The sequence below is a fragment of the Comamonas sp. SY3 genome (assembly GCF_041730275.1).
In the GTDB taxonomy this organism is placed as follows: domain Bacteria; phylum Pseudomonadota; class Gammaproteobacteria; order Burkholderiales; family Burkholderiaceae_C; genus Comamonas; species Comamonas sediminis.
The window spans coordinates 1-16,077 of record NZ_JBGTYN010000005.1 but is presented as its reverse complement, the minus strand read 5'-3'; the positions used below and the strand labels follow the sequence as shown (position 1 = coordinate 16,077).

The 16,077-nt window shown below is 58.8% G+C and carries 13 protein-coding genes and 2 pseudogenes; 5 read left to right on the top strand and 10 right to left on the bottom strand.

The genetic code is table 11. The annotated features are described in order from the left end of the window. Positions 1-9 precede the first annotated feature (9 nt). On the top strand, positions 10-1,071 hold the full coding sequence (locus ACCQ08_RS08350) for a macro domain-containing protein (protein WP_373449457.1): 1,062 nt from the start codon (positions 10-12) through the stop codon (positions 1,069-1,071). After that, positions 1,068-4,064, top strand: coding sequence for a type III restriction-modification system endonuclease (locus tag ACCQ08_RS08345; RefSeq protein ID WP_373449456.1), 2,997 nt, complete (start codon positions 1,068-1,070; stop codon positions 4,062-4,064). The genes ACCQ08_RS08350 and ACCQ08_RS08345 overlap by 4 nt, the downstream gene beginning before the upstream one ends. 437 nt (positions 4,065-4,501) lie before the next feature. Here ACCQ08_RS08345 and ACCQ08_RS08340 read toward each other — a convergent pair whose 3' ends face one another. Continuing rightward, the gene (locus ACCQ08_RS08340; protein WP_373449455.1) at positions 4,502-5,329 is read right to left on the bottom strand and encodes a hypothetical protein; all 828 of its coding nucleotides are present in this window, start codon (positions 5,327-5,329) and stop codon (positions 4,502-4,504) included. A 157-nt stretch (positions 5,330-5,486) separates the two neighbouring features. Here ACCQ08_RS08340 and ACCQ08_RS08335 point away from each other — a divergent pair, with 157 nt between their 5' ends. Continuing rightward, complete coding sequence (locus tag ACCQ08_RS08335; RefSeq protein ID WP_373449631.1) at positions 5,487-5,759, top strand: helix-turn-helix domain-containing protein; 273 nt, start codon at positions 5,487-5,489, stop codon at positions 5,757-5,759. Between the two features lie 688 nt (positions 5,760-6,447). On the opposite strand, the gene ACCQ08_RS08330 is transcribed toward ACCQ08_RS08335, so the two are convergent. From ACCQ08_RS08330 to ACCQ08_RS08315, 4 genes are all read right to left on the bottom strand, one after another. Then, on the bottom strand, positions 6,448-7,548 hold the full coding sequence (locus ACCQ08_RS08330) for a phage capsid protein (protein WP_373449454.1): 1,101 nt from the start codon (positions 7,546-7,548) through the stop codon (positions 6,448-6,450). Positions 7,549-7,681: 133 nt separating this feature from the next. Further along, a complete protein-coding gene (locus ACCQ08_RS08325) occupies positions 7,682-8,638 on the bottom strand; it encodes a YqaJ viral recombinase family protein (protein ID WP_373449453.1) in 957 nt (318 codons plus the stop codon). 322 nt (positions 8,639-8,960) lie between these two features. Next, a complete protein-coding gene (locus tag ACCQ08_RS08320; protein WP_373449452.1) occupies positions 8,961-9,953 on the bottom strand; it encodes a DUF932 domain-containing protein in 993 nt (330 codons plus the stop codon). Between the two features lie 18 nt (positions 9,954-9,971). Beyond that, positions 9,972-10,295, bottom strand: coding sequence for a hypothetical protein (locus ACCQ08_RS08315; protein ID WP_373449451.1), 324 nt, complete (start codon positions 10,293-10,295; stop codon positions 9,972-9,974). 338 nt (positions 10,296-10,633) lie between these two features. Here ACCQ08_RS08315 and ACCQ08_RS08310 point away from each other — a divergent pair, with 338 nt between their 5' ends. Then, on the top strand, positions 10,634-11,020 hold the full coding sequence (locus ACCQ08_RS08310; RefSeq protein ID WP_373449450.1) for a transposase: 387 nt from the start codon (positions 10,634-10,636) through the stop codon (positions 11,018-11,020). 132 nt (positions 11,021-11,152) lie between these two features. On the opposite strand, the pseudogene ACCQ08_RS08305 reads toward ACCQ08_RS08310, so the two are convergent. From ACCQ08_RS08305 to ACCQ08_RS08285, 5 genes and pseudogenes are all read right to left on the bottom strand, one after another. Next, positions 11,153-11,509, bottom strand: a pseudogene (locus ACCQ08_RS08305) (transposase); the annotation flags it as partial. A 297-nt stretch (positions 11,510-11,806) separates the two neighbouring features. Continuing rightward, a complete protein-coding gene (gene arsH, locus ACCQ08_RS08300) occupies positions 11,807-12,523 on the bottom strand; it encodes an arsenical resistance protein ArsH (protein WP_373449630.1) in 717 nt (238 codons plus the stop codon). Further along, a complete protein-coding gene (arsC, locus tag ACCQ08_RS08295; RefSeq protein WP_373449449.1) occupies positions 12,510-12,941 on the bottom strand; it encodes an arsenate reductase (glutaredoxin) in 432 nt (143 codons plus the stop codon). The genes arsH and arsC overlap by 14 nt, the downstream gene beginning before the upstream one ends. Positions 12,942-12,966: 25 nt before the next feature. Next, a complete protein-coding gene (locus tag ACCQ08_RS08290; protein ID WP_373449448.1) occupies positions 12,967-14,256 on the bottom strand; it encodes an arsenic transporter in 1,290 nt (429 codons plus the stop codon). 27 nt (positions 14,257-14,283) lie between these two features. Continuing rightward, positions 14,284-14,607, bottom strand: coding sequence for an ArsR/SmtB family transcription factor (locus ACCQ08_RS08285; protein ID WP_373449447.1), 324 nt, complete (start codon positions 14,605-14,607; stop codon positions 14,284-14,286). A 617-nt stretch (positions 14,608-15,224) separates the two neighbouring features. Here ACCQ08_RS08285 and ACCQ08_RS08280 point away from each other — a divergent pair. After that, a pseudogene (locus tag ACCQ08_RS08280) lies at positions 15,225-16,021 on the top strand (IS3 family transposase); the annotation flags it as partial. Between the last annotated feature and the right edge of the window lie 56 nt (positions 16,022-16,077).

The window sequence follows — 16,077 nt, the reverse complement described above, 5'->3', positions numbered from 1 at the left end:
AGACTGACCATGATCGAACTCACCAGTGGTGACATCCTGAAGGACGACTCGGATGCCATCGTGAACACGGTGAACTGTGTCGGCATCATGGGCCGCGGCATTGCGCTGCAGTTCAAGAACGCTTGGCCCGAGAACTTCAAGGCCTACAAGGCGGCCTGCGACCGCGAGGAGGTGCAGCCTGGGCGGATGTTCATCTACGACACGGAGCAACTGGCCGCACCGCGCTACATCGTCAACTTCCCGACCAAGCGCCATTGGAAGGGCAAGAGCCGTATGCAGGACATCGACGCCGGCCTGGAGGCGCTGGTGCGCGACGTCGCACGCCTTGGCATCCGATCGATAGCCATTCCGCCGCTGGGCAGTGGCCTGGGCGGGCTGGAGTGGGATGAGGTGCGCCCGCGCATCGAGGCTGCCATGCAGGCGCTGCCCGAGGTGCGTGTTCGCCTCTACGAGCCCAAGGGGGCCCCGCAAACAGACAAGATGCAGCACAGCCGCGAGGTGCCCCGCATGACGGCCGGCCGGGCGGCGCTCGTCGAGCTTATGAACCGCTATGTGCAAGGTCTGCTAGACCCGGCCATTTCGCTGCTGGAAGTGCATAAGCTGATGTACTTCATGCAGGAGGCGGGCGAGCCGCTGCGCCTCAACTACGTGAAGGCGCCTTATGGTCCGTATGCGGAGAACCTTCGGCATGTGCTGCAGAAGATCGAGGGGCACATGGTGGCAGGGTACGCCGATGGTGGTGATGACCCCACCAAGCCGCTGACCGTGGTGCCTGGCGCCATTGAGGAGGCTGGAGCCTTCCTGGGCGAGCATGTGGACACCCGCGCGCGGTTTGACCGTGTCGGTGACCTGGTTGAGGGTTTTGAGACGCCGTTCGGGCTGGAGCTTCTGGCGACCGTGCACTGGGTGGCTGCCCACGCGGGCGCAGGTGCGGTCGTTGAAGACGTTGTCCGGGAGACGCATGTCTGGAGCGACCGGAAGAAGCAGTTCACCCCGCGGCAAATCGGTATTGCATTGAACGTGCTAGATGCCAAGGGCTGGCTGCCTGCAGCAGAACAGGTGAGTGCATGAAGCTGCATTTCGAGCCCGACCTAGACTACCAGAAGCAGGCCATCGAGTCGGTCTGTGACTTGTTTCGAGGCCAGGAGGTATGCCGGACGGAGTTCACCGTCACGATGCGTCTGCCTGAGCAACAGCTCACCCTGGGTGTAGCCGAAACCGACCTGGGCGTGGGCAACCGCCTGACCCTGCTCGATGACCAGTTGCTGAAGAATCTGCAGGACGTGCAGCTGCGCAACGGCCTGGCCCCGGCCGGCACGCTGGCGTCAGGCGACTTTACTGTGGAGATGGAAACAGGCACCGGTAAGACCTATGTCTACCTGCGCACGATCTTCGAGCTGAACAAGCGCTACGGCTTCTCCAAGTTCGTCATCGTCGTGCCGTCGGTGGCCATCAAAGAGGGCGTCTACAAGTCGCTGCAGATCACCGAGGAGCACTTCAAGGCCTTGTATGCCGGCGTGCCCGTGGACTTCTTCCTGTACGACTCGGCCAAGCTGGGGCAGGTGCGCAACTTCGCTACCAGCTCGGCCATCCAGGTGATGGTAGTGACGGTCGGAGCAATCAACAAGAAGGACGTCAACAACCTCTATAAGGACAGCGAGAAGACCGGCGGCGAGAAACCCATCGACCTGATCCGGGCCACGCACCCCATCGTCATCGTCGACGAGCCGCAAAGCGTGGACGGCGGCCTGAGCGGCGCGGGCAAGACCGCGCTGGACGCCATGAACCCGCTGTGCACCTTGCGCTACTCGGCCACCCACGCCAACAAGCACCACATGGTGTTCCGGCTGGACGCGGTGGACGCCTACGAGCGCAAGCTGGTCAAGCAGATCGAGGTGGCGGCAGCCACCGTGGAGGATGCCTTCAACAAGCCCTATGTGCGGCTGGTCGGTGTCACCAACAAGCGTGGCCGCATCAGCGCACAGGTTGAATTGCATGTGCAGGAGGCTGGTGGCCCGAAGCCGAGGGAAGTGGCTGTCAGCGATGGTGACGACCTGCAGCAAGTCACCAAGCGCGCCATCTACGCCGACTTCCGCGTGGGTGAAATCAACACCGCCAAGGGTGCCGAGTTCGTGGAACTGCGCTACCCCGGTGGCGAGGTGGCCCTGGCCATTGGCCAGGCGCACGGTGGCGTTGATGAGCTGGCCGTGCAGCGAGAGATGATCCGTCGCACGATCCGTGAGCACCTGGAGAAGGAGAAGCTGCTGCGGCCAAAGGGCATCAAGGTGTTGTCGCTGTTCTTCATTGAGTCTGTAGAGCGCTACCGCAAGCTCGATGCCCAGGGCCTGGCAGTGAAGGGCGACTACGCCCACATCTTCGAAGAGGAGTACCGCCGCGCGTCCAGGCTTCCCAGCTACCAGAGCTTGTTCGCCGAGGTGGACCTCAGCACCGCCGCCGAGGAGGTCCACAACGGCTACTTCTCCATCGACAAGAAGGGGGGCTGGACGGAGACGGCGGACAACAACGCGGCCGGCCGCGAGAACGCCGAGCGGGCTTACAACCTTATCATGAAGGAGAAGGAGCGGCTACTGGACTTCGCCACGCCGCTGAAATTCATCTTCAGCCACTCGGCCCTCAAGGAAGGCTGGGACAACCCCAACGTGTTCCAGATTTGTGCCCTGCGCGAGATGGGCTCCGAGCGTGAACGGCGCCAGACCATCGGCCGCGGCCTGCGCCTGTGCGTGAACCAGGCTGGGGAGCGGGTGCGGGGTTTCGACGTCAACCGTCTGACGGTCATCGCCACCGAGTCCTACGAGGACTTCGCGGAGAACCTACAGCGGGAGATCGAGGCCGACACGGGCATCCGCTTCGGCATCGTGGAGCCGCACCAGTTCGCCGGCATCCCGGTGGCGGGTGCCGATGGGCATGTGACGGCACTGGGGGTGGATCAGTCCAAGCTGCTGTGGGAGCACCTGAAGGCCACCGGCCACATCGACGCCAAGGGGAAGGTGCAGGACTCTCTCAAGCAGGCTTTGAAGGATGGCACGCTGGCCTTGCCTGATGCGTTCGCCGCACAGCGAACGCAGGTGCTGGAGCTGCTGCGCAAGGTGAGCGGTCGCCTGGAGGTGAAGAACGCGGACGAGCGCAAGACGGTGCCGCTGCGCAAGGGCGCGGATGGCAAGGCGATCACACTGGGCGAGGAGTTCAAGGCCTTGTGGGACCGCATCAAGCACAAGACTACCTACCGGGTTCAGTTCGACAACGCGAAGCTGCTTCAAGACTGCACTAAGGCGTTGCGCGATGCGCCGCCGATCCCCAAGGCCCGCCTGCAATGGCGCAAGGCCGACATCGCCATCGGCAAGGCAGGAGTCGAGACCAAGGAGCAGAAGGACGGCGCTTACACCGTCGGGCTGGACGAGGCCGGCATCGAGCTACCAGATCTTTTGACGGACCTGCAGGACCGCACCCAACTGACGCGCCGCAGCCTGGTCAGCATCCTCACCGAGTCGGGGCGCTTGGATGACTTCCGCCGCAATCCGCAGCAGTTCATCGAGCAGACGGCCGAGCAGATCAACCGCTGCAAGCGCATGGCTCTGGTGGACGGCATTAAGTATCAGAAGCTGGGTGAGCAGCAGGTCTACGCACAGGAGCTGTTCGAGCAGCAGGAGCTGACGGGTTACCTGAAGAGCATGCTGCAGGACGCGGCCAAGGCTATCCACGAGCACGTGGTCTACGACTCCGCCACCGAGCGCGACTTCGCCCAGGCGCTGGAGTTCAACCAGGACGTGCTCCTCTACGCCAAGCTGCCCAGTTGGTTCAAGGTGCCGACGCCACTGGGCAACTACAACCCGGACTGGGCCGTACTGTTGAAGAAGGATGGCGTGCAGCGCCTGTACTTCGTGTTGGAAACCAAGAGCAGCCTGTTCGCTGACGATCTACGCGATAAGGAGTGGGGCAAGATCGAGTGCGGCCGTGCTCACTTCGCTGCACTGGCGACCGGTGAGAATCCGGCGCGTTACTTGGTGGCGAGGTCATTCGACGATGTGCTGCAGACGGTTGACTGATTGTCTGCCCTGGTCTGTTGGTGGGTGAAAGGGCGGCGTCTCGAAAGAGTGAGACGCCGCCAAGCCCTTGGCGATCGTCTCGACCCGACCCGACTTCGTGCCTGTGATAGCAATGTGCCGGACCTTCAGTAGCCCGTCACTCGGGAAAGATGCGTTACGCTGCACTGCGCATGCCGAGCAAGGCCCCAAGGCGACCGACAGCGACTGGCGCACTGCTGACCACGGAGCCTTCGAATCACGTCTGATAGGTTTCGTACACAGCAGTCGTTTGGGTTCAAAAATCGAACGACTGCAACCAGCCTACACCTGACGTCGAAACTCAAGTAAACCAAACACCCATCGCAAGGAAAAAAGAAAAAAGCACACGCGGAGGCAAACGCCTCAGTGTGTGCTTTCCCTATGTCTACGCGAAAGCTTAAACTCTGAGTGGAACTTCTCTACATTTGACCTGGCAACATCCAACCCTTTTCGGTTTTCACCATCGTTCGCTCGGCCTGCATACTTACCACGGCTCCCTTGCGCGAGAAGTAAGCATCCAATTTTCCGCCTTTTGTAGCTTCCTGGTAAAGCAAGCCCAAGGGAGTTCTGGGATCAACGCTAGAGCAGCCGGTTGGAATGCCAGGCTTGAAGATTGGACGAAAACGTCCTATCCCACCATCTTGATAGCTGCTCAAAATTCCTTCGGCGTCCTTCGCGTACTTGTTGAAGATGTCGTTGGCACCTTTTTTGATCCACTCCCCCATCTTCTCGCGTTTCTCGTCAGCCCGAGCTTTCGCAGCACGCTCTTGCTCTAGCAATTCTGGCGATGCTCCCCCGTTATACATAGCCTCTTTGTACTCGGCTGTTTCTGCATCGTATTCATCCGTTATTTTTGACCGTGCCTCAGCAATTTCCTTGTTGAAGTTCTGAATGTCTTCGCCCCAAGCCCAGAAGATCTCACTGCCCTTATCAAAGTTGTCCCACGACTCCAAGAGCTTGCCGGTGATCTTCACATTAACATCACCCGTAAACTTCACGTGGATGCGCTCCTTATTTTGCGGATCACCGTACTGCGTGTTCAACACCTCCACGTTTGTCACCGAGGCGTATTCGCAGTTTTTCTGAACCTCAAGGGTCAATGCCTTCTCAATTTCAGAACTGGAAGGCTTGCCTGAGCAACCTCCCAGAAACACGCCAGCGAAGAGAGCCACAAAAGCACTCTTGGCAGGCATTTGGAGAAGTGCCTTGTGCGCCCCAAACGCATTCGAAATTTTGTTTGTTTTCATAAATAGTCTCGTTAGAAAAAGTGGGATGGATCTCCACCCCATGCCGGCTCCGAACGGATAGCCGGCGGTGAATTGACAGGTAACAGTGACAATTAGCGATTGATATGTGAAGCAAACTCCGTAGATGTAAATGTATCAGAAACAGATGCTTGGAGGGATGTCAGCTAAACCAACTCCTCCCACACATCTGCCCGATCCCGAGAACCTCCGCGACGTCCTCGCCTACTGGATTCGGCTCAAGCGCGTCGACAAGGGTTGGTCGCAAGAGAGGTTGGCGATGGAGTGCGAGCTGGATCGCACCTACGTTTCAGCTGTAGAAAGATCCCGCTGGAACGTGTCACTCTCCAACATCGAACGCATGGCCCAAGCATTACAGGTAGAGCCCTGGACCCTGCTCAAACCACCTGCCGAATCCGTGCGCACCAAGTAGCTTCGCTTAGTAAGTTGCGAGGGATGCCCCTGCTGCAGGCTCGACAGTGATGGCGGCTGTCAATCGCCCTCGCATGACCTCACCATCGACGCTGCAGATCCTCCAGTTCCCATCCGGCAACGGCTGCGCCTTGGCTCCAAACCCGCTCCCCCATGGCGCAGACCAATGCGGTCCGACCACCAATAAAGCAGACTTGCCGTTGTCGCCTACCCTCGTCTCTGCACCCACCATCCAGACCCATTGCATGCGAGAGGGCACGGATGTACTTGCTGCCGCTTCAAAGCGGAGCAAGGCACAGCCTTGCTTCTCTATCGTTGCGACCAAGTCGTCGATAGCGCTACAAAGAGTTCCTTCTGCATGCCCTGCATCCAGCTCCCGCACTTTGCAGTTGGGCGGCATAGCCTGCAGCATCTCCTTGAGGTTAGGACAAGGAGGCAACTGCTTATGACGTTGCTGGCTGGCACGAGATCTTCGGCCTATAAGAACAGAACACTGCCGCACACACCACCAGGCCCCTTGAGGATCGAGTTCCCTCGTCTCGTTCGAGGAAGGCTCCCATAGGTCTATGGCTCTCCAGCGCCACTGCCCTGCCCTCGTTTGAGCTTGGTACTCCCAGATGCCGTTAAACCGCAGTCCCGCCATATAGCGGTGCTGCAGCTGAAAGCTCTCTCCAGCATCAGGCGCCCCTTCAGCGCTCGTTAGAATGACCATCGCCACCTCCTTGTGCCAGGCCACCGTCGTCGCGTGGATAGAACTCCTGGAGTACGGTGCTCACTTCTTCTGCCGTTTCTTCAAAGAGGCCTTGCGCATAGCCCTTGCGCGCAGCAGCATCCAATGCTGCCTGGTCCAGTCCTGCATGCTTCGCGCGGTCTGCCGCTTCCCGCGCTTGACCAATTGCTGCTTCCAAGCCCATACCCTCACGCACGCACAGATCCACGTAGTAAATCGGTGCGCGGCGGGATTGGGTCGTGGACTTTCCTCTGAGACGCAACTCCAACGGCAGATAAGCCAGCAACCCTCCAGAGACCGCTTGCAGATACTGCATGCGAGCCATCAAGGTTCGGATAGTGTTGACGCCCGTGGTGCGCAACACAAACGTGCCACAGTCATCGCTGGGATAGCCAGAATGGTCAATACGCACATGCAAGCGTCCAAACAGCTTGCAGTGGCCATCCATCCCCAGCACGCAATGGTCAGGCCCGGGACATGGGTGAGATTCCATCACGCCTTGGTTGGCCCGCTTGCAGCTCTCGCCATCCCCCACGCATATAGGCCGTGCGGTCGCCCGGTCAAACATGGTGTAAGAAGCTCGCAGGTTCAAGCTCGGGTCATTGAACAACAGCCGCACAGGAATGCTGCGCAGTTTGGGAGCTGGCAATGGAGCTTGATTAGGCTCAGCTGAAGGAATAGTGAATGGACCTGGGCCAGAGCCGCTTTCAGCTGCTGGAAGCACGGCAGCTGCAGATGCACCCTGCTCTTTGGCGCGTCTTGCCAGCTTGCTTTGCAGTGTCGATTTGGCACTGGGTCTGCTTGCTGCTTCGCGCTCCTGCGTGCCTTGCTGCACCGCGGGATCTGACGCCGGCAGATCAACATGACCAGCCGGTTTAGCCAGCTGCGCGCGCAGTAGTCCGTCGATCGGATGCAACACCCAACCGGCCCTGTTTTGCACTTGGGTGGTGATGGTGAATTCATCGTCCTTTTCAGGCAAGCGCTTGCCGTTGCGTTCTACCATCTTGCCGATGGCAATTCGACCGAGCACAGGCGGGGTCATCATCAGTCCTTGGATCATGGTGTTCTCCTGTCATAAAGAAACAGCCCCTGCTGGATGGCAGGGGCTGTAGGGTTGGGGATGCTTGCGCAGCGGGTGTGGTGCGGGGGTGGTAGCGGGCCGCAGCCTAAATGCTCATGAGATCTCAGGCATCTCATGAGTCTCCGCCATCCCGTGTTTCTCCGGTCTGTACCAGAAAGCGCCTGGAGCCCTGCTTGCGCTGCAGGTAGCTGGCTGCCAGCTGTGGGTGGTTTTGCTGGAAGCGCGCAGCGTCAAAGCTCTGGCTGTCCTTGCTGCGCTTCCAGCTGATGGATCCTCTGCCAAAGCTGGCCAGGGGAGCATTGCCCATGCGCTGCTGGATCTGGTGCTTGAGTAGCGCCTCTTGCGCCTCCCAGTCACTTATCCATTGCCGGATTTCAACGAGCTGATTGAATGCATGAATTGCCGGAATGTCCTCCGACAAGTCCACTGTGTCTCCGCTGTCTTGGGGGTAGAGACAGCGCAGTGCTGTATCTGCGCTTTCCGAGGCATCAGCGGGAGGCTCTTTGCCTCTCTGGACCCAGTCCCAGAATTGCTCTTCTAGTGCAATCAGCTGCGCGATCATGGCCTCATCGCGCTCGATGCGGTGGACCTGCAACTCCTGACCACAGATCAATATTGCGACATCAGCAGCCTGTTTGCCAGTGACAGCCAGCTGGTGCATGACCTGCAGCTGGACATATTCCGGCACGCCATCTCTCCAGAGTTTTGCGCCATTGATTCCAGCCGTTTTGCATTGCAGAATCTGGACGCCCGAGGCGCCAACCACTTCACGATCAATATTGGCCAGCATCCAAGGAATGCGAGGATGACCCAGCACTGCATTGACACGGCGCACGCGGTTTCCAGTGCGCTTGGTGTAATGGGCTGCAACGATGGGCTCAAGCAAGGTGCCCCAGTACAGAGGTGATGTCTCATCGTTAGGGTCCACGACAGGCAGCAGCTCGGCTTTGCCGGTTTTGTGCATCCACAACTCCAGCTGAGACTGGTAAGGGTTTAGGCCCACCGCTGCTGCAGCGTCTGAACTGCCGATGCCCTGCCGCCTAACATCGAGCCAGGTTTCCCGGGGCATGTTTCGTGTCGATACGAGTCGCAAGGCGGGGCGGGTTGATCCATGGCTTGCGCCAGGATTGCGTTCAGAAGGATTGGCATGTGCAAGGGGCTGCCCCTCCACTGCAGAAACTAAAGTTATAGGCATAAGAAAGCTCCATTTCAAAACATCCCCGCTAAAGCACAGAAGCCCTTACCGCAATGGCAAGGGCTTCTGATCTTGGAGGGATGGGAAGGAAGTGCTGATAGTGGATGGAAAGAATTGATATATGATTGATCTGGATGCCGGCACATATGCTCTGAGCACTGCGCCAGGTCTTCACCTGACAGCCACCTAGAGGTCTTTAAGCCACCAGTTGCAAGGCATGCTCCAGGGCGCGCTGCTTGATCGCCGCGCCCTGGCCAAACCATGCACTGTCCAGGCGGTTGTCCTGGCTGCGTGCGCGCCGCTCATGGTCGACATACTCGGTGATCGAGCACAGCAGGCCCCAGGCAGTGCCTTGGGCTGCTGATTTGGTGGCACCCCGGCCATGGCCGTCATAGAGCATTTGTGCCTTTTGCAAGGCACGCTCATTGGTGAAGCCACCCTTCCCTTTGACCAGAGTTGAAGGCTTGTCGGTGTCGCACAGGACCTTGAGGAAGAAGTTCATCGCTTCATGGCTCTTTACCTTGCGCTCCGCCAAGGTACGCATCTGGTAGATGAAGCTGTCCCACTGGCCCACAGCGATGCCCAATTGGCGTTTGACGGCCTGGGCATCGAAGCTGGTGGAATGCGGGACCTTCACTGCATTCACACCACCCTGCAGTGCAATGGCCAAGGTGTTGTTGCAGACCACGCGCACCGTGGTGGGCATGGCGACCGTTGCCAAGGTACCGTCGCAGGAGGTTGCCAAAAGCAGATAGCAATTGACCTGGTCATCGCCTTTGAGAGCAACGGACTTGCCTGTCCTTGCCAGAGCCCAGAACTTACGTCCAGCCTTGAGCACGCCGGCGGTTTCGAGCTCATACCCTGCGACCTCGGTGAGGTCACGGTAGAACTCCAGCACATCGCGGGGCTGGACGACCTGGTAACGGTTGCTGACCACGGACAGAGGTGCCTTGGTATCGCTGCGGTAGAGCACCTTTTGCTCTGGGTACTCCATGGGTTCGCCATACAAGGACGACGCCGCATCCAGTCCTTCAGTGGCCAGGTAACGAACAGGCGTTTCAAGGATCTGCCACTGCATGCCAGCAGCTTGCGCCCAGACTTCGAGAGGTTGCTTTTGCGGGAGCACGTGGCCCAGTTGGTGCCAAGGGGTTTGGCCGGTGTAGGCCATGGTTTCGATGAGGTGGGACATGGTCGCTGACTCCTTGGTTTAAGCGCGAAATGAGTGGTTGCAGTCGAGGCATTGGTGGTTTTCGAGATAGATCTCATCGACCTTTTCGCCCACGCTTCCACCGATCTCTCGGCCGATGGCAGCGCCTGCTACGATGCCTACGATGCCGCCTACGGCGGTGCCAAACACGGTGCCGGCAGGGCCAGCTACAAGCCCTACGCGCGCGCCGAGGGCTGCGCCTTGGACTGCGTTTGCAAAGCCTGCTGCAGTGCCTGCAATGGCTCCTACGTTTTGGCCTACTTTCTTAGCGGTAGATTTGGTTCGGATCAAGGTGGAATGACATTGAGGACATTCGATCGTCATGGATGCTCCAGGCATAAAAAAGCGCCCCTGGCAAGAAGCCAAAGACGCTAGACAAGGAAGAGTTGATAGTTGCAGCACCAGTTCAGACAGATCTGCACTGGCACCGACTCTAGAATATGTGACTGAGAATTTCTAGATTCCGATACGTAACTATGAATTGCAAAAAATCCGCGACTACCACATGAAAACTAGTTGCAAAGCCAAGAAGAGATTGCAGGAGCTTCGGTGCTCCAGCTAGCACTTCTTAGCGTATCTAAATTCAGCAGTTTGTAAGGGGCCGGTAATCCCATCTTGATGCGGCACTCACCTCTGAGCAAGATCGTGTCCACGAAACCTACGTGGACACGATCTTGCTCAAAGACTCTCAAGCCCCTCGCTACTCGGTGCCGCGCACGCGCCGTACCTATACCCCGCAGTTCAAGAGCGAACTGCTCACCGCCTACAAGCAACCTGGCGCCTCGATTGCCGCCTTGGCCCTGCAACATGGCATGAACGCCAACGTGTTGCACCACTGGCTCAAGGACCATCGCCAAGGGTCACCCTTGCTCAGCGATGAGGTCCCGGCTCCTGCATTCATCCCTATTGATCTCACCGCCTCGCGGCCTGTATTGGCCAGTAAAGGCGAGCCCTCGACACCGCCATCCAGCATCCGCATCAAGCTCCAACATCACGCCATGAAGATCACCCTGCATTGGCCTGTGGACGCTGCCAGCGCCTGTGCTTAGATGCTGCGTGCGCTGCTGCGATGATCCGCATCGACGCTGCCTGGCTAACCAACGCCCCACTGGACATGCGCGCTGGCGCCGACACAGCGCTGGCCCGGGTGATCACCGTCTTCGGCGCAGCCCACCCCCACCACGCCTACCCGAGCCGTTGACCCGGCGGAAGTCAGCGATCGTCTTGAAGTCAGGCGCCAAGCGCCCTGTGAGCCACATGAGCTCCACATTGCGCTGCGCTTCACGCTCCAGGCGGCGACTCGATTGGATGCGATTGAGATACCCATAGATGTAGACCTTGAGCAGTACCGCAGGGTGGTAGCCCGGGCGGCCTGTGGCTGCGGGTGTTGACCCATCAAAGCCCAGTGAGAGCAAGTCCAGCTCTTCAACGAACGCATCGATAATGCGCACAGGATTGTCTGCCCCCACAAAGTCATCGAGACACTCGGGCAGTAAGGTCACTTGCTCGCGGGTCTGGCCTTCAATGAATCGCTTCATGGGTCACCTCGCTGAAAACGGGTGCTGTGATTTTAATTTTTGAAGCGTGGTCAGCCAAGCGTTTTTACACAGCCTCGACCCATTGCAGTCACTCGCAGACTTACCAGTCAAGGACTGCTCTCAACGGGAGCGGTCATTCGATGCTGAGCAATCTCAACGAAGATTGGCCGCAAGTAGGCATGCCTCTTAGCAGTTGTTGGCAAGATCCTGAGGTCCACCCATGGCCGTCTTTCAAGAAGAAAAGAAGCAGCTGCTCGATCGGCCTCGAAGGAATGCGGGACGGACCTCTCATATGTCTTAAATGCTGCCTTGGTTGACCCGCTTAGACAGCTGTTGGGCACTTTCACGGCGCTCGCTATAGCGACTTACAAGATAGTCCGAACAATCTCGGGTGAGCAGTGTGAATTTGACCAGCTCTTCCATCACATCCACCACCCTTGCATAGTACGAAGATGGCTTCATCCGGCCAAACTCATCGAACTCCGCAAAGGCCTTGGCCACGGATGACTGATTGGGGATGGTGATCATGCGCATCCAGCGACCCAGCACGCGCATCTGGTTGACCGCATTGAAGGACTGCGATCCGCCCGAGACTTGCATCACGGCCAATGTCTTCCCTTGCGTCGGACGAACCGCACCCACTGACAAAGGTATCCAGTCGATCTGTGCTTTGAGAATACTGGTAATGGCACCGTGGCGTTCTGGTGAAGTCCAAACCATCCCTTCTGCCCATTGCGCCAGTTCGCGCAGCGCTTTGACCTTGGGATGGTCCTCCGGCGCACCGTCAGGTAAAGGCAAACCACGCGGATCAAACACCCGAGGTTCGGCACCCATCGTGCGCAGCAATCGCGCCGCCTCTTCGGTCAGCAGCCGGCTGTAGGAGCGCTCACGAACAGAGCCATACAGCAGCAGAATGCGAGGCGCATGCGTCGCACGCTGTGCAGGCAATAGGCCTTCAAGGCTGGGCTTTTCGAAAGCTTGTTCGTCGAGGTTCGGTAGATCAGCGCTTGTCAATTCGATGTCCATTCGAGTCAATGACGGCTTCTCCGTATTCTTTGGAAAATGCGGCCTGCTGGGGCTGCGGCAGGATGTCCAGCACAGCCTCTGATGGGCGGCACAGGCGGGTTCCCAGCGGGGTGATCACAATGGGACGATTTATCAGGATGGGGTGCTGGAGCATCAAATCAATCAACTGCGCATCCGTCCATTTGGACTCGCCCAAGCCAAGTTCGTCATACGGCGTACCTTTTTGGCGCAACAGCTCGCGCACTGGCGTGCCCATGGCTTGGATCAGGCCCACGAGGGTGGCGCGATCAGGCGGCGTCTTGAGATATTCAATGACCGTGGGATGCTCGCCGCTGTTGCGGATCAGCGCCAACACATTGCGAGAGGTGCCGCAAGCGGGGTTGTGGTAAATCGTGATGTTGGTCATGGCGGTGGATCTCCGTTGCAAAGGTTCATGAGGCCAGGCTGAGCCGCAGGGCCAGCGCTGCAAGAGTGATAAGCAGCACTGGCATGGTCAGCACCGCACCAACTTTGAAGTAGTAGCCCCAGCCAATGCTTGTGCCCTTCTTGGCGAGCACATGCAGCCAAAGCAACGTGGCCAGGCTGCCAATCGGCGTGATCTTGGGGCCGAGATCGCAGCCAATCACATTGGCGTAGACCATGGCCTCCTTGACGGTTCCGCTGGCCGTCGACGCATCGATGGACAAGGCTCCGATCAACACCGTGGGCATGTTGTTCATGATGGATGACAGAACTGCAGAGAGCACTCCTGTTCCCAGCGATGCTGTCCATATGCCACCAGCTGCAAATTGGTTCAGCAGCATCGCGATGTATTCCGTCAGACCTGCGTTGCGCAGCCCATAGACCACCAGATACATACCAAGCGAGAACGCTACGATCTGCCAAGGCGCACCGCGCAACACTTTCTGGGTGCTGATGACATCGCTGCGTGCCGCCACCACCAACAAGATCGCAGCACCGACCGCTGCCACAGCGCTGACGGGAACGCCCAAGGGCTCCAGCGCGAAGAAACCAACCAGCAGCAAGACCAGGACGACCCAGCCCGCGCGGAAAGTGGCCATGTCCTGGATGGCTGCCGAAGGCTGCTTGAGTTGGCCAAGGTTGTAGCTCGCAGGAATGCTTCCCCGGAAGAGCAGCAGCAACACACCAAGGCTGGCCAGGACCGATACCACCGTGACCGGCAGCATCACAGATGCATAGTCGTTAAACCCAATCTTGAAAAAGTCGGCTGAGACGATGTTGACCAGGTTGGAGACGATCAGCGGGAGGCTGGCTGTATCGGCAATGAAGCCTGCTGCCATCACAAATGCCAGCGTTGCAGCCGCAGAGAAGCCCAGCGCGACCAGCATGGCCATTACGATGGGAGTGAGAATGAGGGCCGCTCCGTCGTTGGCGAACAAGGCTGACACGGCAGCGCCCAGCAGCACGATGAGGGCAAACAGCTTGACGCCGCTTCCGCCTCCCCAGCGTGCAAAGTGCAGCGCGGCCCATTCAAAGAATCCGGCCTCGTCCAGCAACAAGCTGATGATGATGACGGAGACAAAGGTCGCCGTAGCATTCCAGACAATGTTCCAGACCACCGGTATATCGGTCCAGTGCACGACACCCAACAGCAATGCGATACCGGCTCCCAGCGAGGCGCTCCAGCCTATGCCCAGGCCGCGTGGCTGCCAGATAACCAGTGTCAGAGTGAAGATGAAGATCAGAATCGCCGTCAACATGATGAACTGCACCTAGCAAAGACAGCTTTAGCAAGGGCATGAAACCGAGGCATTTGGCGAGCAAGCCTTGCCCTGACAGCAGTTGTCGACGAGGTACGCGAGCAGGCTATTCATCGCGGGAAACGCCGCGCGATACAGCACATTGCGCCCCTGTCTTTCCTGACTCACGAGCTCAGCGTGGGAGAGCTCTTTGAGGTGAAACGACAGTGCGTTGGGGGCTATGTCCAACTGCTCGGCCAACGCACTGGGAGTCAGGCCTTCAGGCCCTGCAACCACCAGTGCACGAAACACGCGCAGGCGTGCTTCATGGGCCAGGGCAGAGAGGGAACGGATAACTTGGGCTTCTTGCACAAATCAATTATACAACAAATGTTGAATAGTTGATTTATTTACCATCGATGGCAACTCTTCGGCTGCAGGATGATCGCATTGAGAAATGCACAACAGGTGCCTTCTTTTGGCCTACTGACGACGGCTCGCCCCTATTGATGGCCAAGACAGAACCGAACGCTCAGAGCGCAGCACCGCAGGTCGGCTATGTGGTGCTGCATTCACAAGTGGACAGGCCCGGCTTCGGCCAGTAGCAGTCATTGAAGCTGTTCCTGCAAGCGACTGCTTTTGGCTGCTTGACTGGTCTGTCGCCGGACGGCTACTAGATGGTGCAGCGTGATAAAGCGAGGGGACCCATCAGCGGCCCTTCGAGACTGCCAGCGATCGACCCCAAGCCGACGTACGATCTGACCAGAAGCGGTCCTTAGGTGGAATGGATGTCATGCATAGGCAGTGACTCTGGCTTGCAGTCGGAGAGACGACGCAAAAGGGCAAATTCATTTGGCTTTTGAACGCCCGCGGTACTCAAGGTCCTTGGCGGAGTAGGTCTCACGAGTTCGCCAATCCATCTGAATTGTGGGCTGCTGCCGGTTTCAAAGACACCTTGTTAAGGTGGAAGATGAAACCGGAGGTGGTTCATGGAGAGAAGAAGGACATTCAGCCGCGAGTTCAAGCTCGAGGCGGTCAGGTTGGTCACCGAGCGTGGCGTGGCTGTGGCCCAGGCAGCCAAGGACCTGGACGTTCACGAGAACGTGCTGCGCAAGTGGGTTCGTGAGTTGCGAGAGGAGCCCCAGGAGGCGTTCCCTGGCAACGGCAAGCAGAAGGCCCAGGACGCGGAGATAGCGCGACTGCGCAAGGAGGTTGCCAAGCTTAAGATGGAGCGCGACATCCTGAAAAAAGCCGCGGCCTACTTCGCGAAGGAGTCGATGTGAAGTTCGGCTTCGTGGCGAAACACCGAGGGGCCTGGCCGGTCAATCTGATGTGCGAGGCGCTCGGTGTCTCGCGGGGAGGCTTCTACGCGTGGCTCACACGGCCCAGGAGCCAGCGCAGCCTCAGCGATGAAGTGCTGGGCGCGCAAGTCCACCAGAGCTTCGTGCGCAGCGACCGCACCTACGGCGCGCGCCGTGTGTGGCACGACGTGCTGGAGCAAGGTCAAGCCTGTGGTCTGCACCGCATCGAGCGACTCATGCGAGAGCAGGCACTACGAGCCAGGCCCCGACGACGTGGACTGCCCAAGGACCGGGGCACGCGCAGCGCGGTGGCCGACAACGTGCTGGACCGCCAGTTCCGGGCCGATGGCCCGAACCAGAAGTGGGTAGCCGACTTCACCTACATCTGGACAGCCGAGGGCTGGCTGTACGTGGCGGCGGTACTGGACCTGTACTCGCGGCGCATCGTGGGCTGGTCGATGCAGGAGAGCATGACCTCGCAGCTCGGTAAGCGTCCGGTCATCCCATCTTGACTCGCAATAGCGTGCGGCGAAGGCGTTTG

Excerpts from the sequence above, each read along its gene's own strand:
- ACCQ08_RS08340 (WP_373449455.1), bottom strand. The coding sequence starts at position 5,329 with ATGAAAACAAACAAAATTTCGAATGCGTTTGGGGCGCACAAGGCACTT.
- ACCQ08_RS08320 (WP_373449452.1), bottom strand. The coding sequence starts at position 9,953 with ATGTCCCACCTCATCGAAACCATGGCCTACACCGGCCAAACCCCTTGG.
- ACCQ08_RS08335 (WP_373449631.1), top strand. The coding sequence starts at position 5,487 with ATGTCAGCTAAACCAACTCCTCCCACACATCTGCCCGATCCCGAGAAC.
- ACCQ08_RS08325 (WP_373449453.1), bottom strand. The coding sequence starts at position 8,638 with ATGCCCCGGGAAACCTGGCTCGATGTTAGGCGGCAGGGCATCGGCAGT.
- ACCQ08_RS08330 (WP_373449454.1), bottom strand. The coding sequence starts at position 7,548 with ATGATCCAAGGACTGATGATGACCCCGCCTGTGCTCGGTCGAATTGCC.
- ACCQ08_RS08315 (WP_373449451.1), bottom strand. The coding sequence starts at position 10,295 with ATGACGATCGAATGTCCTCAATGTCATTCCACCTTGATCCGAACCAAA.
- ACCQ08_RS08345 (WP_373449456.1), top strand. The coding sequence starts at position 1,068 with ATGAAGCTGCATTTCGAGCCCGACCTAGACTACCAGAAGCAGGCCATC.
- ACCQ08_RS08290 (WP_373449448.1), bottom strand. The coding sequence starts at position 14,256 with ATGTTGACGGCGATTCTGATCTTCATCTTCACTCTGACACTGGTTATC.
- arsC (WP_373449449.1), bottom strand. The coding sequence starts at position 12,941 with ATGACCAACATCACGATTTACCACAACCCCGCTTGCGGCACCTCTCGC.
- ACCQ08_RS08350 (WP_373449457.1), top strand. The coding sequence starts at position 10 with ATGATCGAACTCACCAGTGGTGACATCCTGAAGGACGACTCGGATGCC.